Annotated in this window: 29 protein-coding genes and 1 pseudogene; 13 read left to right on the top strand and 17 right to left on the bottom strand. The window is 62.5% G+C overall.

Annotated elements, in window-relative coordinates; translation table 11 throughout:
• From ACIQ17_RS15930 to ACIQ17_RS15920, 3 genes are all read right to left on the bottom strand, one after another.
• A partial coding sequence (locus ACIQ17_RS15930) for an AAA family ATPase (RefSeq protein ID WP_398470028.1) occupies positions 1-246 on the bottom strand: 246 nt, incomplete at its 3' end.
• A 73-nt stretch (positions 247-319) separates the two neighbouring features.
• A complete protein-coding gene (locus ACIQ17_RS15925) occupies positions 320-562 on the bottom strand; it encodes a GlsB/YeaQ/YmgE family stress response membrane protein (RefSeq protein WP_398470027.1) in 243 nt (80 codons plus the stop codon).
• 140 nt (positions 563-702) lie between these two features.
• On the bottom strand, positions 703-2622 hold the full coding sequence (locus tag ACIQ17_RS15920) for a diguanylate cyclase domain-containing protein (protein WP_398470026.1): 1920 nt from the start codon (positions 2620-2622) through the stop codon (positions 703-705).
• Positions 2623-2917: 295 nt separating this feature from the next.
• Here ACIQ17_RS15920 and ACIQ17_RS15915 point away from each other — a divergent pair, with 295 nt between their 5' ends.
• The 3 genes from ACIQ17_RS15915 (at position 2918) to sseA (ending at position 5494) form a co-directional block, all read left to right on the top strand.
• Positions 2918-4099 carry a VWA domain-containing protein gene (locus ACIQ17_RS15915; protein WP_398470025.1) on the top strand — a complete coding sequence of 394 codons (1182 nt, stop codon included), beginning with the start codon at positions 2918-2920 and terminating at the stop codon, positions 4097-4099.
• Positions 4096-4506 (top strand): rhodanese-like domain-containing protein, encoded by a 411-nt coding sequence (locus tag ACIQ17_RS15910; RefSeq protein ID WP_398470024.1) that lies wholly within the window; start codon positions 4096-4098, stop codon positions 4504-4506. Before ACIQ17_RS15915 ends, ACIQ17_RS15910 begins: the two co-directional genes overlap by 4 nt.
• A gap of 130 nt (positions 4507-4636) precedes the next feature.
• Positions 4637-5494, top strand: coding sequence for a 3-mercaptopyruvate sulfurtransferase (gene sseA / locus ACIQ17_RS15905; protein WP_398470023.1), 858 nt, complete (start codon positions 4637-4639; stop codon positions 5492-5494).
• A 22-nt stretch (positions 5495-5516) separates the two neighbouring features.
• On the opposite strand, the gene ACIQ17_RS15900 is transcribed toward sseA, so the two are convergent.
• The gene (locus ACIQ17_RS15900) at positions 5517-6302 is read right to left on the bottom strand and encodes a hypothetical protein (protein ID WP_398470022.1); all 786 of its coding nucleotides are present in this window, start codon (positions 6300-6302) and stop codon (positions 5517-5519) included.
• Positions 6303-6641: 339 nt separating this feature from the next.
• Between ACIQ17_RS15900 and ACIQ17_RS15895 the strand changes: the two genes are divergently transcribed.
• Complete coding sequence (locus ACIQ17_RS15895; protein ID WP_398470021.1) at positions 6642-7961, top strand: L,D-transpeptidase family protein; 1320 nt, start codon at positions 6642-6644, stop codon at positions 7959-7961.
• Between the two features lie 164 nt (positions 7962-8125).
• Here ACIQ17_RS15895 and ACIQ17_RS15890 read toward each other — a convergent pair whose 3' ends face one another.
• A complete protein-coding gene (locus ACIQ17_RS15890) occupies positions 8126-9085 on the bottom strand; it encodes a D-2-hydroxyacid dehydrogenase family protein (protein ID WP_398470020.1) in 960 nt (319 codons plus the stop codon).
• Positions 9086-9198: 113 nt separating this feature from the next.
• The gene (locus tag ACIQ17_RS15885; RefSeq protein ID WP_398470019.1) at positions 9199-9396 is read right to left on the bottom strand and encodes a hypothetical protein; all 198 of its coding nucleotides are present in this window, start codon (positions 9394-9396) and stop codon (positions 9199-9201) included.
• Positions 9397-9626: 230 nt separating this feature from the next.
• Here ACIQ17_RS15885 and ettA point away from each other — a divergent pair, with 230 nt between their 5' ends.
• The 5 genes from ettA (at position 9627) to ACIQ17_RS15860 (ending at position 14293) form a co-directional block, all read left to right on the top strand.
• Entirely contained in the window at positions 9627-11276 is a 1650-nt protein-coding gene (ettA, locus tag ACIQ17_RS15880) for an energy-dependent translational throttle protein EttA (RefSeq protein ID WP_398470018.1), read from the top strand.
• Between the two features lie 14 nt (positions 11277-11290).
• Positions 11291-12061, top strand: coding sequence for a trans-aconitate 2-methyltransferase (gene tam, locus ACIQ17_RS15875; RefSeq protein WP_398470017.1), 771 nt, complete (start codon positions 11291-11293; stop codon positions 12059-12061).
• Between the two features lie 55 nt (positions 12062-12116).
• Positions 12117-12317 (top strand): hypothetical protein, encoded by a 201-nt coding sequence (locus ACIQ17_RS15870; RefSeq protein ID WP_398470016.1) that lies wholly within the window; start codon positions 12117-12119, stop codon positions 12315-12317.
• A 114-nt stretch (positions 12318-12431) separates the two neighbouring features.
• Entirely contained in the window at positions 12432-13049 is a 618-nt protein-coding gene (locus tag ACIQ17_RS15865; protein ID WP_398470015.1) for a TIGR00645 family protein, read from the top strand.
• 50 nt (positions 13050-13099) lie between these two features.
• A complete protein-coding gene (locus tag ACIQ17_RS15860; RefSeq protein WP_398470014.1) occupies positions 13100-14293 on the top strand; it encodes a lytic murein transglycosylase in 1194 nt (397 codons plus the stop codon).
• 67 nt (positions 14294-14360) lie between these two features.
• Here ACIQ17_RS15860 and ACIQ17_RS15855 read toward each other — a convergent pair whose 3' ends face one another.
• Together ACIQ17_RS15855 and ACIQ17_RS15850 are read right to left on the bottom strand one after the other, a co-directional pair.
• Complete coding sequence (locus ACIQ17_RS15855; RefSeq protein WP_398470013.1) at positions 14361-14660, bottom strand: hypothetical protein; 300 nt, start codon at positions 14658-14660, stop codon at positions 14361-14363.
• Positions 14661-14865: 205 nt separating this feature from the next.
• On the bottom strand, positions 14866-15180 hold the full coding sequence (locus ACIQ17_RS15850; protein ID WP_398470012.1) for a hypothetical protein: 315 nt from the start codon (positions 15178-15180) through the stop codon (positions 14866-14868).
• Between the two features lie 356 nt (positions 15181-15536).
• On the opposite strand from ACIQ17_RS15850, the gene ACIQ17_RS15845 reads away from it, so the two are divergent.
• The gene (locus ACIQ17_RS15845) at positions 15537-15827 is read left to right on the top strand and encodes a bacterioferritin-associated ferredoxin (protein WP_398470011.1); all 291 of its coding nucleotides are present in this window, start codon (positions 15537-15539) and stop codon (positions 15825-15827) included.
• 147 nt (positions 15828-15974) lie between these two features.
• Positions 15975-16460, top strand: a complete 486-nt coding sequence (gene bfr, locus ACIQ17_RS15840) for a bacterioferritin (RefSeq protein WP_398470010.1) — start codon at positions 15975-15977, stop codon at positions 16458-16460.
• A 22-nt stretch (positions 16461-16482) separates the two neighbouring features.
• Here the strand turns inward: bfr and ACIQ17_RS15835 are convergent, their stop codons facing one another.
• From ACIQ17_RS15835 to ACIQ17_RS15815, 5 genes are all read right to left on the bottom strand, one after another.
• On the bottom strand, positions 16483-17046 hold the full coding sequence (locus ACIQ17_RS15835) for a hypothetical protein (RefSeq protein ID WP_398470009.1): 564 nt from the start codon (positions 17044-17046) through the stop codon (positions 16483-16485).
• Positions 17047-17183: 137 nt separating this feature from the next.
• Positions 17184-17807 carry an MSMEG_1061 family FMN-dependent PPOX-type flavoprotein gene (locus ACIQ17_RS15830; RefSeq protein ID WP_398470008.1) on the bottom strand — a complete coding sequence of 208 codons (624 nt, stop codon included), beginning with the start codon at positions 17805-17807 and terminating at the stop codon, positions 17184-17186.
• Positions 17808-17873: 66 nt separating this feature from the next.
• Complete coding sequence (locus ACIQ17_RS15825; RefSeq protein WP_398470029.1) at positions 17874-18263, bottom strand: hypothetical protein; 390 nt, start codon at positions 18261-18263, stop codon at positions 17874-17876.
• A gap of 50 nt (positions 18264-18313) precedes the next feature.
• Positions 18314-18559, bottom strand: a complete 246-nt coding sequence (locus tag ACIQ17_RS15820) for a DUF2188 domain-containing protein (RefSeq protein WP_398470007.1) — start codon at positions 18557-18559, stop codon at positions 18314-18316.
• Between the two features lie 32 nt (positions 18560-18591).
• Entirely contained in the window at positions 18592-18945 is a 354-nt protein-coding gene (locus ACIQ17_RS15815) for a hypothetical protein (RefSeq protein WP_398470006.1), read from the bottom strand.
• A 241-nt stretch (positions 18946-19186) separates the two neighbouring features.
• Between ACIQ17_RS15815 and ACIQ17_RS15810 the strand changes: the two are divergent.
• Positions 19187-20250, top strand: a pseudogene (locus ACIQ17_RS15810) (alpha/beta fold hydrolase).
• Between the two features lie 163 nt (positions 20251-20413).
• Here ACIQ17_RS15810 and ACIQ17_RS15805 read toward each other — a convergent pair.
• Complete coding sequence (locus ACIQ17_RS15805; protein ID WP_398470005.1) at positions 20414-20992, bottom strand: collagen-like protein; 579 nt, start codon at positions 20990-20992, stop codon at positions 20414-20416.
• Between the two features lie 142 nt (positions 20993-21134).
• Between ACIQ17_RS15805 and ACIQ17_RS15800 the strand changes: the two genes are divergently transcribed.
• Positions 21135-21329 (top strand): hypothetical protein, encoded by a 195-nt coding sequence (locus tag ACIQ17_RS15800; protein WP_398470004.1) that lies wholly within the window; start codon positions 21135-21137, stop codon positions 21327-21329.
• Between the two features lie 46 nt (positions 21330-21375).
• Here ACIQ17_RS15800 and ACIQ17_RS15795 read toward each other — a convergent pair whose 3' ends face one another.
• The 3 genes from ACIQ17_RS15795 to ACIQ17_RS15785 form a co-directional block, all read right to left on the bottom strand.
• Complete coding sequence (locus ACIQ17_RS15795) at positions 21376-21681, bottom strand: helix-turn-helix domain-containing protein (RefSeq protein WP_398470003.1); 306 nt, start codon at positions 21679-21681, stop codon at positions 21376-21378.
• Between the two features lie 245 nt (positions 21682-21926).
• The gene (locus tag ACIQ17_RS15790; protein ID WP_398470002.1) at positions 21927-22865 is read right to left on the bottom strand and encodes a YiiG family protein; all 939 of its coding nucleotides are present in this window, start codon (positions 22863-22865) and stop codon (positions 21927-21929) included.
• Between the two features lie 280 nt (positions 22866-23145).
• Positions 23146-24003, bottom strand: coding sequence for a hypothetical protein (locus tag ACIQ17_RS15785; RefSeq protein WP_398470001.1), 858 nt, complete (start codon positions 24001-24003; stop codon positions 23146-23148).
• Between the last annotated feature and the right edge of the window lie 120 nt (positions 24004-24123).

Below are 24123 nucleotides of genomic sequence, written 5' to 3'. Positions count from 1 at the left end.
CTGGCTGTCGCGCAGGCGCGAGACGGCATCGTATTCATACAGGCCCTGCTGCGCCTTGGTGGTGGACTTGATGTGCCAGGTGAGCAACGGCGAGCCGAGCGCCTTGGCGACTTCCTCGGCCAGCACGGTCTTGCCGGTGCCGGGCTCGCCCTTCACCAGCAACGGGCGCTCCAGCACGATGGCGGCATTGACGGCGACCTTGAGGTCATCGGTGGCGACGTAGTCCTTGGTACCGGTAAACTTCATGAACAGTCTTGCCTTGTTGTTCTTGTCGCGCAGCAGCGCGTTGCAATGGGGAGATCGCGGAATGAGGAAAGAGCTAGCGCCGGATCAGCGACAGCACGACCAGCACGACGACGGCGCCGACGGTGGCATCGAGGATCGAGCCGAGTGTGCCGGTGGCCAGTGTGACATTCAGTTTCGGCAGCAGCCAGCCGGCGACCAGGGCGCCGATGATGCCGACAACGATATTGCCGATCAGGCCGAAGCCCGCACCGCGCACGATCAGCCCGGCCAGCCAGCCGGCAATGGCGCCGATCAGCAATGCTGCAAGAATACCCATCCAGTCGATCCTCTGATGCGCCACGATGTGGCGCTTTGGATGGGAAGTTTAATTGAATTATCGGACAGGTCCAGCCGGGGCGTCGGCATGCATTATGTGCAGATATGCCATCGCACGGAAGATGTGCTCAGGAGATGGCACTAACCGCGGCGCTCGAAGCCCGCGCTGAAATAGTCCTGCTCCAGCGCTGCATGGGTGACCACGCAATCGCGACCGCGCCGCTTGGCTTCGTAGAGTGCGAGGTCGGCTTCACCCAGCAGGACCGTCTCGTTTGGCGAGCGTGCGGTCCGATGTGCGACGCCGATGCTGACCGAGAGATAGCCGCGCGCAGCGGCGACATTGGGAATCTCCAGCGCACGAACACGCAGCCGCACCGTCTCGGCCACCGTCATGGCGCTGGCCTCATCGACATCGGGAAGCACGATGGCGAACTCCTCGCCGCCATAGCGGGCAGCCAGCGCCGTGGTGTTGATGGTCGCATCCGCCAGCACGGACGCGACGCGCTTCAGGCAGTCGTCACCGACCTGATGTCCCATCGTGTCGTTGTAGCCTTTGAAATGATCGATATCGATCAGCAGGGCCGAGAGCTTGCCGTCCTGCGCAAAGGCGCGGTTGAGGAAGCCGTCGAGCGTGCGGCGATTGGCGAGGCCGGTGAGGCCGTCGGTAGTGGCGAGTTCGGCCAGCCGTGCATTCAGCGCCGTCAGTTCGTCCTGCATCTTCTTACGCTGGGTGACATCGCGCAGCACGCCGACGATCTCGATCTTGTCGTCGGCATCCTCGGCGCGTTCGGCCAGCTTGAAATTGATCTCCACCCAGGCGATCGACCGGTCGTCGCGATAGGTGCGGAACACGACGTTCTCGGTGGTGACGCGATCGGTGAGGCGGGCACTCGCGGCACGCACCGCCGGAAGGTCCTCCGGATAGACCAGTTCCAGACAGGAGCGCCCGATCAGGTCTTTCGGATCCAGGCCGAGCACGAATTCGACCGAATGCGAGACGTAGAGAAAGTTGCCGGTGCGATCGAGCAGGATGACGACGTCGGCGATGTTGTCGGCCAGCAGGCGGTAGCGCGATTCGCGTTCGCGCAGCGCGTTCTCCATGTTCAGGCGAAACCGGAACTGGGTCGACAGCAGGGCCGCGAGCAGGATGACGCTGCACAGGAGCACAGCGGCCACTGCGACATCGGACTTCAGGTTGTTGCGCCAGGCCGCCAGCACCTTGCGTTCGGGCACGGCCACGGTCACGATCACCGGATACTCGTTGCTCTTCTCGTAACCGAAATATTTGGTTACGCCATCGAAAGGCGAAGCGACGCGATAAAATCCGGTGCGGCTTTCCTTGAGCCTGTTCTGAAACAGTTGAGTGCCGGACAGGTCCTTGCCGACATCCATCGATGGCCAATGCGCCAGCACGATGCCGTCAGTCCGGAGCAGGCTGATCCCGGCCTGTTCGCCGATATCGAATGTCTTGAAGAAGTCGCTGAAATAGTCGGTGTCGATCGCAGCGACGAGCACGCCATTGAAATTGCCCGCCTGATCGCTGACGCGCTTCGACAACAGGATCGTCATCCGGCCGGTCAGGCGCGATTGCAGCGGCTCGCTGATGCGCAGGCCCGGATCGGTGTTGTCGCGATGATAGGCGAAATAGGCGCGATCGGAATTGTTGTGCTTCGGCGTTTCCGTGAGCGACGAATAGCGCCATTCGCCGATGGCATCGAGCGCGCCGAATTCGCGAATCTGTGGCAGCGACTTGGCCGTGTTGACGAGGAAGAGATTGAAGCGATCCGGGCGCGGAGTTTGATACTTCAGAAGATCGACCATGCCGCTCATGGCGACATCGGCGGCCTGAAACGTATGCGTCGCATGTTCCTGCAGCGAATGTGCGAGATTGCGGATATCGATCTCGCTCTGTTGCAGCGCGTTGCGCCGTGCATCGATGGTCTTCCACAGCACGAGGCCGAGCACGCAGGCGCTCATCGCCAGCACGAACACTGCAACGATTGCGCCAGGTGCAGAAAGTCTGCTTGCAGACTTTGTGGTCGAAGTAATCGATGCGGCCATGCTGCGTCTACTACCATTCGGGCCGTCACCTCGGCCCGATGAGATTGCACGATAGCTGAGAACGCCCACTATCGGCGTGACACTCTCTCATGTGGTTACTGCCGCGAGAAGAGTTGAAACAAATACCTTCAATCTCGACGATTGCCGACGGCGCGTCCCGTTGAGCGGAATTCGGTCGGCGCGTTGACAATGTTAGACTATTTGGCGGGCGCGCCGGGCAGGGTGCTGTTGCTGCGCGCAACTATCTACCACCTGCACCCTTGACGCACGCCAATGCTCGGGCAATCTGTCAATCATGTTCCTGCAATTTTTCACCTCGCTGCGCGATGCGCAGGTTCCGGTCACGCTGCGTGAATATCTCACGCTGATGGAAGCGCTCGACGCCAATCTGGCGGATCAGTCGGTGGAGAATTTCTATTATCTCTCCCGCGCCGCGCTGGTGAAGGACGAGCGCAATCTCGACAAGTTCGACCGGGTGTTCGGCTCGACCTTCAAGGGTCTCGAGAATCTTCTCGACGCCATGGAGAAGGCGGAAATCCCGGAAGAGTGGCTGCGCAAGCTCGCCGAGAAATATCTCGCCGACGAAGAGAAGCAGCAAATCGAGGCCATGGGCTGGGACAAGCTCATGGAGACGCTGAAGAAGCGTCTGGAAGAACAGAAGGAGCGCCACCAGGGCGGCAGCAAGTGGATCGGCACCGCCGGTACTTCGCCGTTCGGCGCCCAGGGCTACAATCCCGAAGGCATCCGCATCGGCCAGGAGAAGAGCCGCAACCAGCGTGCCGTGAAGGTGTGGGACAAGCGCGAGTTCAAGGATCTTGACGGCAATGTCGAACTCGGCATCCGCAACATCAAGGTGGCGCTGCGCCGGTTGCGCAAATTCGCCCGCACCGGATCAGCCGATGAGCTCGATCTCGACACCACGATCCGCGAGACCGCCAATCACGGCTATCTCGACGTCCACATGCGGCCGGAGCGGCGCAATGCGGTGAAGGTGCTGGTGTTCTTCGACATCGGCGGCTCCATGGATTCGCATATCGAGCAGGTCGAGGAACTGTTCTCGGCCGCCAAGAGCGAATTCAAGCACATGGAGTATTTCTACTTCCACAACTGTCTCTATGAGGGCGTGTGGAAGCAGAACAAGCGCCGCTTCACCGACCGCACGCCGACCTGGGACGTTCTGCATAAATACGCGCATGACTACAAGGTCGTGTTCGTCGGCGATGCCTCGATGTCGCCCTATGAGATCATGGTGCCCGGCGGCTCCGTCGAGCATGTCAATGAAGAGGCCGGCTCGGTCTGGCTCGAACGCGTGACGCAGACCTATCCGAACACGGTGTGGCTCAATCCGGTGGCGCAGCGGCACTGGGATTATTCGGAATCGACGACGATCATCCGTCGCCTGTTGTCCGAACGCATGTATCCGCTGACCATCGAGGGCCTGGAAGGCGCGATGAAGGAATTGGTGAGGAAGGCATGACCCAGACGATTACCCGCGGCTACAAGGCGCTGCTCGACGAGGCCAATGCGCAGATCGAGACCATGAGCGTCGAGGACGTCATCAAGGCCGCGCAGAGCCCGGACGTCGTCATCGTCGATATCCGCGATCCCCGCGAGATCGAGCGCGAGGGCAAGATTCCGGGCTCATTCTCGTGCACCCGTGGCATGCTGGAATTCTGGATCGATCCCGAAAGCCCCTATGGCAAGCCGATCTTCCAGGAAGACAAGAAGTTCATCTTCCATTGCGCGTCTGGCTGGCGTTCGGCGCTGGCCGCCAAGACGGCGGCCGATATGGGCCTGAAGCCGGTGGCGCATCTCGGCGGCGGCTTCACCGCCTGGCGCAATGCCGGCGGCGCGGTGGAGAAGGTCGAACCGAAGGCGAAGTAACAATCACGCTCACATCACTGTCGTTTGTGATGCCCGGCCTTGCGCCGGGCATCTGCGTCTCTACTGTACCTTGAAATGTGATGACCGGGACAAGCCCGGCCATGACGGCGTGCAAGATGAAGGGCATCCCATGACCAAGACCGATCCGCTCGTCTCCACCGAATGGCTTGCCGCGCATCTCGGCGATCCCAAGGTCAAGGTCGTCGATGCATCCTTCAAGATGCCCGGCGTCTTGCCGCTGCCGATCGACGACTATCTTGCCGCGCATATTCCTGGCGCCGTCTTTTTCGATGTCGATGCGATCTCCGATCATGCGATCGACCTGCCGCATATGTTTCCGGACGAAGCGCAGTTCGCGCGCGATGTCGGCGCACTCGGCATTTCCTCCGACGACACCGTGGTGCTCTATGACTCCGGCGGCTGGGTCGCGGCGCCACGCGCCTGGTGGATGTTCCTGTCCTTCGGCCATGCCAATGTGAAGATCGTCAACGGTGGCCTCAAGAAATGGCGTGCCGAGGGGCGTCCGGTCGAGGCCGGCAAGCCGGCCGCGCCGCAGCCCGCCAGGTTCACCGCGACATTCGATCCGTCCTATGTGCGCAGCAAGGCGCAGCTCGTCGCTAATCTCGACAGCCGCGCCGAGCAGACCATCGATGCGCGCGCCGCCAATCGGTTCGAGGGCAGCGTGGCAGAGCCCCGGCCGGGCCTACGCTCGGGCCACATCCCCGGCAGCCGCAATCTGCCCTATAACGAGCTGATCGACGCCGCGACCGGCACCATGAAGCCGCTCGATGATCTGCGTGCGGCGTTCGACAAATCCGGCCTCGATATCGACAAGCCGATCGTGACCACCTGCGGCTCCGGCGTGTCAGCAGCCGTGCTGACACTGGCCCTGTATCGCCTCGGCGTGCGCGGCTCGGCGCTCTATGACGGCTCGTGGTCCGAATGGGGCATGCAGAACGGCCCACCGGTCGCAACCGGGCCGGCGTAAGCCGCGCCTACATGCTGAGACGTTAGCGCAGCTGCGATAGTCCGAACGGATCGTTCAGCTGCTGCTGCTGCGCGATTGGAGCAGCAGCAGGCGCGACGCGTGCGGCCACGCGCGGCCGTTTGACCACGGGCTTCTTCACCATCTTCTTCGCGGGCTTCGCTTTGGGCGGCTCGGCGGTCGGGCGCGAATTGGGCAGCGGCACCGGTTCGGTGTCGATCGGCGGGCCGCCGAGCACGGCCACCTTGCTCGATGACAGCTGGGCGTCCTCAGCCGTGAGCGTTGCATTCGGCAGCTCCATGATCGTGGCCGTCGGCAGCGAGATGCTTGCCGTGGTCTCGGGAGCCGGGGCAGGGGTGGTCTCGGGAGCGGGAGCCGGCTCCAGTGTTTCCACCGGAGCAGTGGCCACGACCGTGGCTGGTTCACTCGGCGGCGTGGGCGCAGCTTCGGTCGGAACCGGCGTCTCGGGCTCAGTCGCTGGTGTCACGGCAGCGACCGCGATGGTGTCGGGCGCCGGCTTCACCTCAGCCTCGATCGGCTCGGCCGGTGCTGCGGGCTCGCTGGCTTCCACCACGGGGACGGCGACCGGTTCGGCTGTCTCGGGCGCATGCGGCTCCAACCGCAGCATCGCAAGCGTCGGCGTGGGTTCCGGCTGCCGGCTGAAGACGGTCGCGGGCGGCGGCCGGCGGTTCGGTAGGCTGGCGAACTCCTCATGGGCGCTGCGCAGCAGCGCGGCGGCGCCCATCCCGAAGATGACCAAGGATACTGCGAAGACGACAGCGACGCACAGGAAACGAATGCCGGGAAGCATGATTGCTGTTCCGCCTTCAGCAGATGCGTGAAGGCTTTCGAACCAGGGGAACGCGGTGGAGCACGCAGAAAAATGGCCCGATCGACGGCGCGAATCAGGGCTGATCGAACATACCGCAGCGGGTCGCAAACCGTTTGTTAAAAGATGCGCGGCAGAAACGACATGTGCTTACTGCGGCGTTAAGCGCCAATAGCTGCGGCATGTTGGCCACGGCGACGCGCAATCGTGCGAATGTGACCGAAATGCGGGGCTTTTTCCCGGATTTGTCTTGAATGCGCCGTGATCCTGCGCGATCTGACCATTCAACCCGATTTACTGCTCGAAGCTTCGACAAGGGCAATGATGATCAAGCGTTTTCTGACGACGTTCGCGACTGTAGCTCTCAGCAGCGCCGCCGGGCTTTCGCTCGCGGCCGCGCAGGGCTACCCGGCCGCATCGAACAGCGGCTACTCGATCCCGGCAGAACCTGGCTACCAGCCCGGCGGCTATCCGGCCACGCCGAACTCGCGCGGCAGCGCCATGGATGCGATGCCGGACTTCGACGCGCTGGACGAGGATGATGCCCCGTCGCGCGGTGGTCGTCCGCAGGGCCGCCTGTCCAGCCCCGGCTATGCCAATCAAGGTCCGGTGACGTCTCCGGATGATCCGCGTTACGGTCGCCCGGCCAACGGCCAGACCTATTCCTATCGTCCGGAGCCGCAAGGTCCTGTGACCTCGCCGGACGATCCGCGCTATGGCCGTCCGGCCAATGCGCCAGCCTATAACAACAATGCTCCCGCCTATTCGGACCGCGCGTTGCCACAGGGGCCCGTGATGTCGCCGGATGATCCACGTTACGGCCGCCCGGCAGGTCCGCCGCCGGTCATCTATTCGGATCGTGGCGGTCCCGACGGTGGCATGCGTCCACCCGAAGGTGTGGGCGGCCAGAACTACGGAGCGCCGCAGGGTGCCCCGGTGACCGGCTCCGTTCAGGCGGGTGGCCAGAACATGGGCGCCAATGGCCGCTCGGTGATGGTCGCGTCGCTGCCGCCGGAAGAACAGCCCGATGCAGGTCCGGTGCAATTGCCGCCAAATCTGCGCCGTCAGGAAGTCAGCTTCGTTACCAAGGAGCCGGCCGGCACCATCATCGTCGATACGCCGAACTACCACCTGTACTATGTGCTCGGTAACAACCGCGCCATGCGTTACGGCGTGCGTGTTGGCCGCGACGGTTTCACCTGGAACGGCGTGCAGAAGATCTCCCGCAAGGCCGAATGGCCGGATTGGCATCCGCCGGCAGAAATGATCGAGCGCCAGCCCTACCTGCCGCGCTTCATGGCCGGTGGCGAAGGCAATCCGATGGGCGCCCGTGCGATGTATCTCGGCTCGACCGTCTATCGCATCCACGGCACCAACCAGCCGTCGACCATCGGCAAGTCGGTGTCGTCGGGCTGTATCGGCATGCTGAACGACGACGTGTCGGATCTGTTCGAGCGCGCCAAGGTCGGCACCCGCGTGGTCGTGTGGCCGGGCAAGCCTCCGGCGACCACCGCATCGGCAGCGCCGGTACCGGGTCCAAGCGCAAATGCCGCGCCGACGCCGAGCGCCAATATGGCGCCGCTGCCGGGCACGCAGCCGGCGACGATCCAGCCGCTGCCGGCGCCGGTCAACGTGCGCTGATCCCGGCAGGCTGACGTCAGAATACGAAGAGGGCGCGGTGTGAAAGCACCGCGCCCTTTTTGTATTCTAGTTCGTAGGATGGGTTGAGCGAAGCGATACCCATCACCGCCGGGCGCTTGTGGTGATGGGTATCGCTTCGCTCAACCCATCCTACTGGACGGCGTTTAGTTTAACGGACGCACCGGCTCACCCTTCAGGAAACCGCCGATCCCCTCGATCATCTCCGCATAGATGCGCCTGTAGTTTTCGGCCGTGACATAGCCGAGATGCGGCGTGATCACGACATTATCCAGCTTGCGCAGCGGGCTGTCGATGGGGAGTGGCTCGTGCGAATATGTATCGATGCCCGCACCCGCGATCTTCTTCGCCTGCAATGTTTCAAGCAGCGCCGCTTCGTCCACGATCGGTCCGCGCGCCGTGTTGATGAGATAGGCCGTCGGTTTCATGCGCGCGAGATCCTCACGCGACACCAGCCCCCGCGAGCGATCGCTCAGCACGACGTGAATGGTGATGACGTCGGACTTTGCGAACAGCTCTTCCTTGGTGGCATAGGTGACGCCGGCCTCGGCGCAGGCTTCTGGGGTGAGATTGGTGCTCCAGGCCAGCACCTTCATGCCCAGCGCCTGTGCGATTTTCGCCACCTTGGTGCCGAGCTTGCCGAGCCCGATGATGCCCAGCGTCTTGCCCTCGACATCCTCGCCGAGCGTCACCTGCCAGGGCTCGCCGGCTTTCATGCGCGCATGCTCGAAGCCGATCTTGCGGGTCAGTTCCAGCATCAGGCCGATGGTGAGCCCCGCGGTGGGGTTGCCGATCATCGCCGTGCCGCACACCGTCACGCCATGTGCCTTCGCGGCGTCGAGGTCGATGGCCGCGTTGCGCATGCCCGATGTGATCAGCAGTTTGAGTTGCGGCAGCGCCTCGAACATTTTGCGCGGGAACGCCGTGCGCTCGCGCATGGCGCAGATGATCTCGAAATCCTTGAGTGCAGCCGCCGCTTCCTCGCCGGATGCTAATGGCTTGTCGAACACGGTGACGTCGATGCGGTCGCCGAGCGTGGACCAGTCGGCCAGCTTGAGCGCCACATTCTGGTAGTCGTCGAGGATTGCACAGCGCAGCCGCGTCATGAGGTCGATCCATCCGGTCAGGTGACAGCGACAGATGCCGTCAGGGGATGGAGACATCGCGCGACACGCGAGAGCGTGCAAGCGCTGCGGCCGGCAATTCCGGCGCGATCAGCTTAATGTGAGGTGGGAGCTGTTTCCTTGGCGCGGCAGGCCGGGCCGGGACCGCGCATATAATGCTGTTCCGGATGGTACGGATTGAATGCCGCGACGAAGAAGGTCTGCCAGAACTGGCGGATCTCGCGCAGCAATCCGGGCTGCGCCGAGGCGTTCTCGGTGCGTGCAGTGGAAGGTGCTGATGCAATCGTCGCCATGACGGGCTCCGCCTGTCTGTCCGCGGCTCCGGCCGCGGTGGGCGTGAGGAATCGCCCTGTCAGCACAGTGGTCGCCACTTATTAAAAAGCGGTTCGAATTGTCATGAGCGGGAAACGGACGGAGCCTAGCGTTACCAATTGCTTAACACCCCCCGTTGCCCTTTGGGGGCGTGGCCGCTACATCGGTGGCAACCCGATTTCCACGCCAGCTCCGAATTCCAAGGATTACGATGGCTCGCCAGTTCGTCTACTTCATGCAGGGCCTGACCAAGGCCTATCCGACCCGCAAGGTGCTGGATAACGTCCATTTGTCGTTCTACCCGGACGCCAAGATCGGCGTGCTCGGCGTCAACGGCGCCGGTAAGTCCACCCTGCTGAAGATCATGGCCGGCCTCGACAAGGAATATACCGGCGAGGCCTGGGTCGCCCAGGGCGCCCGCGTCGGCTATCTCGAACAGGAGCCGCAGCTCGATGCCAGCCTGACGGTCCGCGAGAACGTCATGCTCGGCGTTGCCAAGCAGAAGGCGATCCTCGATCGCTACAACGAACTGGCGATGAACTACTCGGAAGAGACCGCCGACGAGATGACCAAGCTGCAGGACGAGATCGAGGCCCAGGGCCTGTGGGATCTCGACAGCAAGGTCGATCAGGCGATGGACGCGCTGCGCTGTCCGCCTGACGATGCCGACGTCTCCAAGCTCTCGGGCGGTGAACGCCGCCGCGTCGCGCTGTGCAAGCTGCTGCTTGATGCACCCGAACTGCTGCTGCTCGACGAACCGACCAACCATCTCGACGCCGAATCCGTGTCGTGGCTGGAAGGCCATCTGCGCAACTATCCCGGCGCCATCCTGATCGTGACCCACGATCGCTACTTCCTCGACAACGTCACCTCCTGGATCCTCGAGCTCGATCGCGGCCGCGGCATTCCTTACGAGGGCAATTACTCGTCCTGGCTGGTGCAGAAGCAGAAGCGCCTCGAGCAGGAGGGCCGCGAGGACGCCGCGCATCAGAAGACGCTCGCCCGCGAGCAGGAATGGATCGCGTCGTCTCCCAAGGCGCGTCAGGCCAAGTCCAAGGCGCGTTACCAGCGCTATGAGGACCTGCTCAAGCAGGCCAGCGAGAAGCAGAGCCAGTCCGCGCAGATCATCATCCCGGTGGCTGAGCGCCTCGGCGACAACGTGGTCGACTTCGAGCATCTCAACAAAGGCTTTGGCGATCGCCTGCTGATCGACGATCTCACCTTCAAGCTGCCGCCGGGCGGCATTGTCGGCGTCATCGGCCCGAACGGCGCCGGCAAATCCACACTGTTCAAGATGATCACCAAGCAGGAGACGCCGGACGGCGGCACCATCACCGTCGGCGAGACCGTGCAGCTCGGCTATGTCGATCAGTCGCGCGATGCGCTGGACGACAAGGCGACCGTCTGGGAAGAGATTTCCGGCAAGAACGAGCTGATCCTGCTCGGCAAGAAGGAAGTCAATTCGCGCGGCTATTGCTCGGCTTTCAACTTCAAGGGCGGCGACCAGCAGAAGAAGGTCGGCTCGCTGTCAGGCGGTGAACGCAACCGCGTCCATCTCGCCAAGATGTTGAAGTCCGGCGCCAACGTCCTGCTGCTCGACGAACCGACCAACGATCTCGACGTTGATACGCTGCGTGCGCTCGAAGAGGCGCTGGAGGATTTCGCTGGCTGCGCCGTGATCATCAGCCATGACCGCTGGTTCCTCGATCGTATCGCCACGCACATCCTCGCGTTCGAAGGCGACAGCCATGTGGAATGGTTCGAGGGCAACTTCCAGGATTACGAGAAGGACAAGATGCGCCGTCTCGGCCAGGACAGCATTATCCCGCATCGCGTGAAGTACAAGAAACTGACGCGCTAACGGGAGTCGGTGAGATGTCGGACTGGAGCGCGCAGCAATATCTGAAATTCGAGGATGAGCGGACCCGCCCGGCGCGGGATCTGCTCGCGCAGGTGCCGCTGGCCGAAGCGCGAAAAGTCGTCGATATCGGCTGCGGCCCCGGCAACTCCACCGAGCTCCTCGTCAATCGCTGGCCGGAAGCGTCAGTGGTCGGCGTCGATACCTCGGCTGACATGCTCCGCCAGGCGCGCGAGCGCCTGCCGGGCAAGACCTTCATCGAAGCCAATATCGCCCATTGGGTGCCGCCGGCAGGCAGCGACGTGCTGTTCGCCAATGCGGTTTTCCAGTGGGTGCCGGATCACATCAAGCAGTTGAAGCGCCTCGCCACCGGCCTGCCGCCGGGCGGCGTGCTCGCCGTGCAGATGCCGGACAATCTCGACGAGCCCAGCCATGTGCTGATGCGCGAAGTCGCTTACATGGAGCCGTGGCGCAAGCAGCTCTCCAAGGCCGCCGAACTGCGCGACTCCTTGCCGAAGCCCGGCGCCTATTACGACGCGCTGCAGCCGATCTGCTCGCGCGTCGAGATCTGGCACACCGTCTACAATCACGCGCTGGCCGATGCGTCGGCGATCGTGGAATGGGTGAAGGGCACAGGTCTGCGTCCCTTCGTCGATCCGCTCGAAAGCGCCGATCGCAAGGCCTATATCGCCGAATACACGGCCCGTATCGCGGCGACCTATCTGCCCCATGCTGACGGCAAGGTGCTGCTGCGCTTCCCGCGAATCTTCATCGTTGCGGTGAAGTAGGGCACTTCCGGCCTCAGGGGATTGTGGTACCATCCGCCTTGGAGCGAGGCGCGTCATGGCTGATATCGACAATATCGTGCTCGAACATCTGCGTCATATCCGAGGCAGCATGGATGGCCTTCGCGAGGACGTCCGGGAGATCAAGCACCGCCTGGGCCTGCTCGAATTGCAATATTCGAGCCTCTCGACGCGTATCGATCGTATGGACGGTCGGATCGAACGGATCGAGGACCGGCTGGGCCTGATTGAAGCTTGATGGTTTTATGGCAATCGCAGGGCTGTTGATGCGGTCAAAAGCCGCTGTCATTTCGCTCGACAGAATCGCTTCTCTCTCCCACCTGAGATGTTCAGTTTTCCCCCGGAGCCCCGCATGTCCATGACGCCTGAAACGCCTTTGCCGCCGAAAAAGGCGCATACCATGCGCCCGATCCCGGTCCTGATCTTCGGATCGCGTTGGCTGCAGCTGCCGCTTTATATCGGCCTGATCATCGCCCAGGGCGTCTATGTGGTTCTGTTCCTCAAGGAGCTGTGGCACCTCGTCACCCATTCGTTCGATTTCAGCGAGCAGCAGATCATGCTGGTCGTGCTCGGCCTGATCGACGTGGTGATGATCTCGAATCTGCTGGTGATGGTGATCGTGGGCGGCTACGAGACCTTCGTGTCGCGTCTCAATCTGCGCGGCCATCCGGATGAGCCGGAATGGCTCAGCCACGTCAATGCCAGCGTGCTGAAGATCAAGCTGGCGATGGCCATCATCGGCATCTCGTCGATCCATCTGCTGCGTACCTTCATCGAGGCGGGTGGGCTCGGCAACACCGGCACGCGCACCACCAGCTTCACCGAAACCGGCGTGATGTGGCAGACCATCATCCATGTGGTCTTCATCCTCTCGGCCGTCGGCATTGCCTATGTCGACAAGCTGTCGAACAGCGCCGAGTTCAGCGGGCACGGCAAGCACAAGCCGGACCACGGAGCGCACGGGCATTGAGGGATCAGGGCATGCGATCAGCATTTGGGGCTTTGCTTTGTTGCGTCCTGATGAGCTTCGCATTGCCCGCACGTCCGACTTTCGCGGCGGACGCGGCCTTCACCAGTTTCGTCGCCTCGCTCTGGCCCGAAGCCCAGAAGGCCGGCGTCTCGCGACGGGTTTTTGACGACGCGACACGCGGCCTCGAACCCGACTACAAGCTCCCTGATCTCCTGCTGCCCGGCCGTCCCGCCACTGGCGCACCGTCGCAAGCGGAGTTCGTTCAGGTGCCAGCGGACTATCTCAAGGAAGCCAGCATCGCGCGTCTCGCGGCAGAGGGGCGCCGTCTCTACGATCAGCATCGCAAGACGCTGCAGGCGATCGAGCAGCAGACCGGCGTGCCCGGCACGATCATCCTCGCGATCTGGGGCCGCGAGACCGACTATGGCCGCCATCGGCTGCCCTATGACGGCATTCGTACGCTGGCGACGCAGGCCTATGTCGGTCGCCGCAAGGAGCAGTATCGCGGCGAGTTCATTGCAGCGCTGAAGCTGATCCAGAGTGGTGTGGTCTCGCGGCAGGATCTGCGTGTGTCATGGGGCGGGGCCACCGGCCTCACCCAATTCCTGCCGGCCGAGCTCGAGAAGCACGGCGTCGATTTTGACGGTGATGGGAAGGTCGATATCTGGCACTCGGTGCCGGACGCACTGGCATCCGCTGCGCAGCAGCTCGTCAACAAGGGCTGGCAGCGCGGCGTGCGCTGGGCCTATGAGGTTCGCGCGCCCGCCAATGCCGACTGCACCATGGGCGTGCCCGAAGTGACGCGACCGATCGGAGACTGGATTCGCGCAGGCTTCACGCCGGTGCGGGGAGAAAAGCTCAGCTCCGCCGAGCAGGCGCAGCCGGCCTCGTTGCTGCAGCCCGAAGGCACCTATGGTCCGGCCTTCCTGACCACCAAGAACTACTTCGTGATCAAGGAGTATAATTTCTCCGATCTCTATGTGCTGTTCGTCGGTCATGTCGCGGACCGCATCGCCAATGGCCAGCCCTTTGCGACTCCCTGGACAGCGACCAAGCAACTTCGCAGCACTGATGTCGAGGCGATGCAGCGACACCTGACGTCGCTCGGGCTCTATGGGGACAAGGTGGATGGCAAAGCAGGCATGAAGACGCGTGCCGCCGTCGGCGCGTTCCAGAAGTCGGCGAAGCTCAAGCTCGACTGCTGGCCGAGCGAGGCGGTGCTGCGTGCGATGACCGCGCGGTAGCGAAGACAAAAGAAAAGCCCGGCCGCGACGGCCGGGCTTTTGATATCAGGCCGTGAGGCCGTTGCGATTAATCGCAAACCTCGACCGGACGGTAGCGCCAGACGCCACGATAGTCGTCCCAGACGCGCTGGCGAACCATGCGGCAAGCCGGCTCGACATAGACCGGGGCAGGGGCGTAGCCGTAGCCACCGTAAACCGGTGCCGGGCGGCTGGCGGCGATGGCGCCACCGAGCAGCGCACCGCCGATCAGGCCACCGGCGACGCCAGCAGCGATACGGCCGCCATCGGCCTTGGCGGCAGGCGCCGCGGCGACCAGCGAAGCGGCGACCGTCGCAGCGGCAACCAGAGCGGAAAATGTCTTCTTCATCTCAAGTCTCTCCCAAAGAGCGCCGCCAGCGACGCGTTTAAAGGTTCTCACGCGGATTTCGAACTGACGGCCATTTCAAGCGCCCAACCGTCAACTCGGCGTAAACACTCACGAAGCACTGACCCGAAAAAGCGGTTTTTTCGCGCCACTTCAAGTCCTGCACATCGGAATCGGTCTGGTTCGATATGCGTTGGAATTTTCAGCGTCAGCCGCAAACACGAACGCGGCGGAAGCGCCAGCCATAGCCATCCCAGAAGCGCTGACGCTGCCAGTAGCAGTCGCCGTAATAGCCGGGGCCGGCAACATAAGCGGGGCCGCCATAATAGCCGTAGCCGGGGCCGTAATAGCCGGAGCCTGCGGCGATCGCGCCGCCAAGCAGGGCGCCGCCAATCAGGCCGGCGGCAACGCCCGCTCCAGCGCCGCCCCCGTGATAACGCCAGTGCTGCGCGCTCGCGGTGGTCGGCGCGGCTGTCACGGCCAGGGTCGCTACGGCGGCAAGGGCCATCAGGGTCTTCTTCATGGCGTCACCTTTTTCACATTCTGCCCGTATCAAATAGCGGGGCATGCGACCAAAAGTTTCACATCCGACTTGAATGATCAATGAACGGAACCGCGCTGATTTGGCCGTAAATTTACAGCTGGCAACACTTGGACGCGCGATCCCACGAGCGGGTTCACGGCCTGGATCGTATCGCTGGTCGCATCCTACCCATTCAGTGGAGAATTTACTGGAATTGACCACCTTAGAGTCGTTCCAGATTTTATGCTGACGGATCAGTAGTTTGGAATAGGTTGAAGTTGCGCGTTTTGGCTTTGCATCCGGTCGGCCGCTTCCCTATCCAAGAAGGGTACCGACCGCGAGCGTGCTTTCACCTGATGATCGTTTGTTCCTGCAACGTCTTTACCGACCATGACATCCGCAAGGCTGTCTCCGGGGCCCAGCCGCCGCGGACGCCGGGACAGGTCTATGGTTGCTTGGGCTGCAGTGCCCAGTGCGGACGCTGCGTGCGGACCATCAAGAAGATCATGGACGAGGCACTCGGTGCCTGCGCCAAATCCTGCTGCTCCGGTTGCCCGCATACGGCCGCTCATGCAGTTGCTGCCGACCTCGCCGTGCCCGCACCGGTCGAGATGAACGCGCCGGCAGCCGTCGGTGTTGCAGCCTAAGTCTTTCTGTTTTATAAGGAATTTTAATTCCACACCGTTTCTGTCCGATGCGGTGCGAGAAGGCTTGTTCTCCGTCTGAATCTGATTTAGAAGAGTTCTAAATTAGATTTCGGGCCGTTTTGGTTGGCCCGGCAATAGGAGAGCATCATGAAGGGCGACCCGAAGGTCATCGAATTTCTTAACAAGGGTCTGCGCAGCGAGCTGACGGCGATCAGCCAGTATTGGCTGCATTTCCGCCTCCTTAACCACTGGGGCCTCCTCGACATGGCCAAGATGTGGCGCAAGGAGTCCATCGAGGAGATGGTGCACGCCGACCGCTTCACCGATCGCATCCTGTTCCTGGATGGGTTCCCGAACATGCAGGTTCTCGATCCGTTGAAGATCGGCCAGAACGTCAAGGAAATCATCGAATGCGATCTCGCTGCCGAAATCGGCGCGCGCACGCTGTATCAGGAAGCTGCCACCTACTGCCGCAGCGTCGGTGATTATGTCTCGAAGGACCTGTTCGAAGCGCTGATGAAGGACGAGGAAGGTCACATCGACTTCCTCGAAACCCAGCTCGACCTGATCGAGCGCATCGGCATCGAGCTCTACACCCAGAAGCACATGGGCGGCCTCGAAGGCGAGCACTAAACTTTACGATTGCCCGGCGTCTTCAATAGATGCCGGGCAATCTGGCCCGCCCCGGATTGAGCTGGGGCGGCGCCGGCATGTCGCAATTCGCGAATGCCGCCCGGATCGCCGTCCATGCGCCGGCTACGGGATATTCGACCGCGGTTCGCCCGCCGTCGATCGACCTGATCCTCACATAGAGCGTCACAGCCTTGTCCAGCTCGGCCACGAAGCGAGCGATCGTGTCGCGATCCTCGATGACGATGACCCGGTTGTTGCGCAGGACGCGAACCATCACATCCTGATGGCCGGGCAGATCGTCGAACCGATAGCCGAGCACCGTGTTGATGCCGGTACCGATCTTGAAGTCGAAGGCGAAACGGATCAGCGGCATCTTCTGCTCCATGCAGGTCAGTTGGAGCGACGAAATCCGCGGATAAAAGAAATTGCTGTTTGAGGCCTCGGCATAGACGAAGGCGCTTGGCAGTTCGGCATCGGTCACGCGATCGACCTGACGAACGATCCACCATTCGCGTGATCGCGTCTCGCCGATCTCGGTCACGAACGGATCGCGCGCGCAGGCGCCCAGCGCAAATCCCACAGCCATCAAGATGCAAGCTGACGCGACGCCACGCACGAATGCAGCCCCCAAGGATGCTCATCATGCAACTTAAGGGTGCTTAAATCAAGATTGGTTGCGCCGGCCGTGAGGCAGTCTTGGGGCCGGAGGGCGGCAGCTTGCGCTTACAGATTCTTCCGGTAGGCGACCTCGATCTCGCCCTGGCTCATCGGCTTGTCGCCCTCGGGCTTGGTGTCGGCCTTGGTCTGGTCGAACACCATTTCCGAGATCGATGGCATCACGTCGCGCTTCACCTGCACGTCAGGCGACCACAGCTTCGAGCGCATCAGCGCCTTGCCGCAATGGAAATAGGCTTCCGTCACGGTGATGCAGAGCACCGCACGCGGTGGTTTGCCGAACTCCTCCATGGTCGCCATCAGCTCCGGATCCTTCGACAGCGTGGCGACGCCGCTGACCCGCAGCGTGTCATCAATTCCGGGGACGAAGAAGATCAGCTGCACATGGCCGCTGCCGTTCAGGACATTCTGGAACGTGTCGATGCGATTGTTGCCGGGCCGGTCGGGCAGGCGCAATTCGGTGGGGGAGGCGATCTGCACGAAGCCGACCCCGCCGCCGCGCGGTGAGGCATCGACCGTGCCGTCAGGCCCGGACGAGGCCAGCACGCAGAACGGCGACAGCGAGATGAACTTGCTCGAATGCGTATCCAGCGTCGGCCGCGCCTTTGCGATCACGCGTGGATGCGGGGTGGGATAGATCTCGCGCAGCTTCTCGGCGGTTACGTCGGTCACGGTGGTCTCCAGCAGGTTTGCAGCGCAAAATAACACGGGTGGCCGGCGACGCAACGTCATGAACGGCTAGCGGGCTGAGCGCGTGCCCCGCCATGGCCAGTCGGTCGCCCCGGCGCAGAACAGGCACGCCCAGATAATCATCGGCTGCAGCGCCAGCCGTGGGGCGTGATACCACCAGCTATTGCCGATCAGGGGCATCTCGATGCCCTCCATGGCGTGTTTGACATTCGCCGGCCAGACGCAAAGCGCATAGAGCGCCAGCGCCACGCCGGCCCACCAGCGCAGCCGCGTGCGCGACAACAACGCAATCGAGGCGGCAATCTCGAACACGCCGGTGGCAATGATCACCTCACGCGCAAATGGCACCCATGCCGGGGTGATCAGCAGTAGCGTTTCGGGAATCCGCAGATGTGCGATGCCGGCGGCGGCAAAAAATGCGGCGAGCACCCATCGCATGATCGCGCGTGTCGTGCTGCGCGATTCGTCCTGTTCAGCCTCCGCACCTGTCACGATTTATCGACGATCACCGTGTTCGGCCGGTCATTGCCGGCAGCGGTCTCCTCGTGCCACTTGCCGTTCTCGTCTTCGTAGGAAATCACCTCGGTACGGCCGGGCGTACGCTGTTCGGCGGCGGCGCGGCGTGCGGCGGCGAGCGCGCGCTCACGTGTCGGGTAGGGCTCGGAGAAGACCGCGCCCACCTTGTAGGCCCAGCCGCCATCATGCTCGACAATGGTGTAGGTGACTTCCGTCATGGTGCTCTCGCTTCCTCGGCAGATGGCTGAGATCATACCGCATCGGCGGGGACGAAACAGCTGATGATGATGCCGCCGCCACGCTGAACATACCAGACCACGGCTTCGCCCACCGGATTGCCGCGATCGCGAATGATTGCGTGGTCGGGAACCCGCATCCAGACGCCGTCGATTGGTACCCAGTAAGCGCCGCCGCGCATTTCATATTCGGTCCGATGGCCGTCCGACATGTCGCAGCACGGTACGCCATTCGGTGCGATCACGCTTTTGAACCAGTTGCGGATGTGCTCAGGCACATCGGCGAACTGGCCGCGATCGACTGCATGCGCTGCGGAGGCAAGCGCGATCGCTGTGATGAACAATGCAAGCCGCATTCCCTGGCGCATGCAAACCTCACATCGGTTGCGCCGGGTACGGCATAGAGGCCGCGCGCGGCGACTCGGATTGTCACCCGGATTAAGCCGCAGCTGTGGCGATTACGCCTGCTCAAATGATGAGCCGGTGAACAACAATTATCGCTGCACTGCGATAGTTGCAGCGCGTGCCGCGTCTTCTTGGCTTGCGCAGGCGCCATGCTAGCATCCGCCACAAGCGGTCCGGTCGAAGCGGCCGCATGGGAGGATCATCATGCCGCATCACGGGCGCGCCATTCTCGCCGCAATGCTCACAGTCTTCATATCGGTTGCTGCGGATGCAGCGGACTATCCCGCGCCGAAAGAAGCGGAGTGGATCGCGAAAGACTTCAAATTTCACACCGGCCATGTGATGCCAGAGCTGAAGCTGCATTACACGACGGTAGGCGCGCCGAGCGGGCAGCCGGTGCTGGTGCTGCACGGCACCGCAGGCTCGGCGCGCAGCATGCTGACGCCGGCTTTTGCCGGCGAACTGTTCGGTGCGGGGCAACCGCTCGATGCGAGCAAATATTACATCATCATTCCCGACAGCATCGGTCACGGAAAATCGTCGAAGCCGTCCGACGGCATGCGCACTGCGTTTCCGAACTACAATTACGACGACATGGTGGATGCGCAGCACCGGCTGGTCACGGAAGGGCTTGGCATCAAGCATCTGCGTCTGGTGATCGGCAATTCCATGGGCGGCATGCATGCGTGGATCTGGGGCGGCAAATACCCGGAGGTGATGGACGCGCTGGTTCCGATGGCGGCGCAGCCGACCGCCATGAGCGCGCGCAACTGGATGATGCGGCGGATGATGATTGAGACCATCCGCGCCGATCCCGACTACAAGGGCGGCAGCTACACATCGCAGCCCGGCATGATGAAATATGCGTCCGTCATGTTCGGCATCGCCACCGCCGGCGGCACACTGGCCTATCAGGCGCAGGCGCCGACGGCTGCCGCAGCCGACAAGAATGTGGATGACCGGCTGAACGCGCCGTTCTCGGCCGATGCCAACGACTTCATCTATCAGTGGGGATCGTCGCGCGATTACGACGCTCGGCGCTGGAAAGGATCGGCGCCTCGGTGCTGGCCATCAATGCCGCGGATGACGAACGCAATCCGCCAGAAACGGGCGTGATGGATGCGGCGATGAAGCGGGTCAACGGGGCGAAGATGCTGCTGATCCCTGCAAGCCCCGAGACCCGAGGCCATCTCACGACGGGAGCTGCGAAGTTCTATGCGAAGGAGCTGCAGGAGCTCATGCAGACGGCGCCCCAGCGCACGATGTGAGTTGCACACTCACTTTTCGTCGTCCGGCTTGACCGGGCGACTCGGTAAACACTTGCATATGCGGATGAGCACTGCCTTTGCGATTTACTGGATCGCCCGCTCCAAGCGCGCAATTGCGCGTTAAGGCGGGCGATGACATTGGGCGTAGCTGGCGTGAAGGACCTCAGTCGCCTTTCTTCTTCCGCTTCTTCTTTTTCTTGCCGTCGTCATTGTCATCCTCGACCGCCTCGGCCGCAGCCGTTTCGGTCTCGATCATGGCGGCGACGCGTTCGGCCATGTCCTGCTGCTCGCGCAGCAGAGCGGCTTCGCGCTCGGCTTCCTCGCGCTCGCGCGTCTTGCGGTGGTCTTCCCACGCATCAAAGATCATGTGCAGCCAGGGCACGATCTGCTCGAACGACGGCAGCGTGCCGGGAGGGCCCTGTTCGCCGCGCGGGCCTTGCTCGCCCTGAAGGCCGGGCTTGCCATCGATACCAGGCTTGCCCTGCAGGCCCTGCTCACCGCGCGGCCCTTGCGGACCGGCCTTGCCCTGCGGCCCCGCAGGACCGGCCTTGCCGACAGGACCCTGTTCGCCGCGTTTGCCCGCTGCGCCGGCCTTGCCGGGGGCGCCGGGTTTGCCGACCGCACCGGGCTTGCCCTGGGCGCCTTCGGGGCCGGGACGGCCGGGATGCCCCTGCGGACCCGGTGCGCCCGGCTCACCGCGCGGGCCGCGCAAGCCGGCCCGGCTGATCGTCTCTTTCGCCACGCTCTCAACTCCGTCCGTGATTCCAATTGCGGCGCTTTTAACAGGGGAAGGATGACGGCATCAATTCGCGGGAAGTTCGACCTTGGCGCGAACCGATCCCGCTCTGCCTGCGTCAAAGGGGCGGCTCACAGGGAGACACACCATGCTGCCATCCACGCGTCTGAAACTCGCATCGTCAATATTCGGCGTCTTATGGGCGCTCGGCATGTTCTGGTGGAGCGGCGCCTACAGCCTCATCAATGCGCTGCTGCTTGCGATCTGCGGGGCAGGCGCGGGCTATGGCTGGTACTGGCTGATGCGCGGCATCATCGCGCGCGGGCGCGTGCCGGAGCACTAGCGCATGATCCTGAAAAGTGGACGCCGGCTTATCGGTCAGAAAAGACCTAGCTGCTCGCCGGCACTTCAATTCCATCGGCCGAATATTGCTTGATCTTGTTGCGCATGGTGCGGACGGAGACGCCGAGCACGCGCGCCGCATGGGTGCGGTTGCCGTCGCAGCGCGCCAGTGTCTGCAGCATCAATTCGCGTTCGACGGCCTCGACGGTGGCGCCGACCAGCATCGGCACGACCTCGCTCGGCTCCGAGGCCGGCACCAGCGCCTCGTTGTCGAAGACGCCATCGGTGTGATCGTCGGAATAATCGTCGGCGCCATCGCGCGCGCAAAAATCGTCGGTGAAGCTCTGGGACATCGGCACCCCTCCCGATTGACGCAGGCCCTGCTGGCGCAGAGCACCCATTCGAGACAAACAGCCCCCCAGCCGTGCCACGCAGGGTGGGCGCGTTTGGTTAACGAAAGGTTAACGGGGCGGGTGTGGGGGGCGTCGATGCGCCATATTACTGACGTCGTCCCCGGGCTTGTCCCGGGGATCCATCTTTGGCCGTCAGGTGAAGATGGATGGCCGGGGCAGGCCCGGCTATGACGGAGAGAGGGCGCCTACCGCATCCCAAACCGGGCGAGGCTGTTATAGGCGCTCACCAGCTGGTTATAGTCGCGCAGCAGCCGTCCCGGCGAACCTTCGACCATCCATTCGCTGCCGGGCTGCATCATCATCTTCTGGCCGGACGTGTAGGGCACCTTGTCGCGAATGCGGCGCATCAGCTGCTTGGCCGTCACCAGCACCGATTTTGCGTTGCCGGTGAACATGGAATTCACCTTGCCGCCGTCGGCGGCGTTGGCCTCCTCAAAGCTCTTCACGGTGGCTTCATAGTCATTCACCGCTTTGGTGATCGCTTCGATGTCCGGCTTGTCGGTGTCCTGCAGGCGCAGCACGCGCTTGGCGTCGATCATGATCGCCTCGACATAATAGCGCGTCTTCTTGCCTTCCTTGGCCTCGATCTCCTTGAGCTGCTCGAGCTTGCGCTTGTCATTGATGACATCGACATTGGCGCGCAGCATCTTGTCGGCGACGGAGAAATCGTTCCAGGCGGCGACCAGCTTCGGATGCATGGCCTTGCCCTTGGCCATCTTGTCGTCCTTGTAGTTTTCCTGCGTGTAGTAGTCATCCGCTTCCTTCAGCAGCGGTCCGAGCGTCGTCACGGCATTGACATAGGCCGTGGCCGCCGCCTCCAGCGCCGCATCGCGTGGCTCAAGCGCGTTTGCGGCTTCGACATTCTTCTTGCAGTCGTCGGTGTCATAGATCGTATAGGTGCCGTAGATGATCCGCTCCTTGCCGGTGGGCCCGGATTTCGGCGCCCAGCTGAAATAGCGCGATTCCGATTCCCGACTGCGCGACGACAGCCGGTTGATGCAGCCGACATAGGCATTGAGCTTTTCAGTCTCGGTGGATTTTTGCGCAGCGGCGGGCGTTGTTTGTGCCGAGCTCAATACAAGGGTCGCACCAGCGGCAACAGCGAATGCGCGAAAAGAAATCATCAATCAGGTCTCCAGCACCGAGGCATGCTTTGTCATGGCGGCGAAGATAGGGGAGGGATGCCTGCGCAGCTAGTGAGCACCACGCATGGCGATATGTCGCCGTCGTCCCGTTAGTTGCGCGATCGACATTGTCGGTTCAGATGTGAAGGAGACGCGATGCTCGAGCAAAGGAAAATGGGCGGACTGCGTTCGCAGCCCACCCATCGAGATCGTTCAGTTTGGAACTGTTACAGCAATCGTCACCATTCTTCGCCAGGGGCGAGGCGTCGATCTGAGCTCATCAGAGCTTCGGCGCTTTGGCGCCGGATTGACCAGCGATCTTCTCACGCAGTTGCTGCTCGAGCCATGCATCGGTCTCGGTGCCGTTCTTCAAGTAGCGCACCTTGTCGGCCATTTCGAATGTCACATTATCGATGAGATCATCGCGCGTGCCACGAAAGATCTTGACGACAATCACGGCGGTGCATCCCGGGCGCGGGTCCTGCCGCTGCGGCTCGAACCGATAGGCGCCGATGTCATCGGGCATGCGAATGCATGAAGCAGGCGTTCCCCGCTGATAGGTGGACCGGGCGGTCTCGTTGGTGAGTGTGATGCGCTTGCCTTCGAACCAGATGTAGGAGATCTCGATCGATCGTCCGCTGTCCTGGGTGTAGGAGGGTGGGCCGTATTTCTTGTTCAATCCCTCGATCAATGCCGGAACGCTGCCCTGCTGCGTAGCGCCGCGATACGAGATAATGCGCGTGACTTTCACCGCGCGCGACTCATTGATCCTGGTAGTGAAGAAGGCAGAGAAATCCTCACGCGATCCGTCGCTGTTGTTATAGCCGACCGTCGCTTGCCTCTCATAAGCGAAGTTCATCGCGTTGCCGCGACTGTCGCTGATCCCGGCCGAACCCGCATTCACCTTCGGCTTCGCATCCGGCGCGAATTCCTTGTACTTGCTTGCGACCTCGGTGAAGGTCATGCCGAGTGCGAGACCTGCGAGATCGAAGGTGCCATCGGATGGCAGCGTTGCATTGGCTGGAAGATCGTTGAGGATCGGTGCCGGTGCTGGCGCCGGCTGTGCTGCAGAACTCGGCGCATATGTCGCGTAGCTGACAAAGGCTGCAACCGCGGCCAAGTAGCACGGGACTTTCATCAACATCCTCCACTTAAAAAAAAACGGCGCGAAGGTATTGGGCGACGGATGCCGAGTCAAACAACGGACGCGACCTCAAGTTGCTTGTTGTCGCGCGCTCAGTCGCGTGATCGTTGTGCG

Source organism: Tardiphaga sp. (assembly GCF_044340795.1).
Lineage (GTDB): Bacteria > Pseudomonadota > Alphaproteobacteria > Rhizobiales > Xanthobacteraceae > Tardiphaga.
This window is presented reverse-complemented; position numbering and strand designations above follow the sequence as displayed.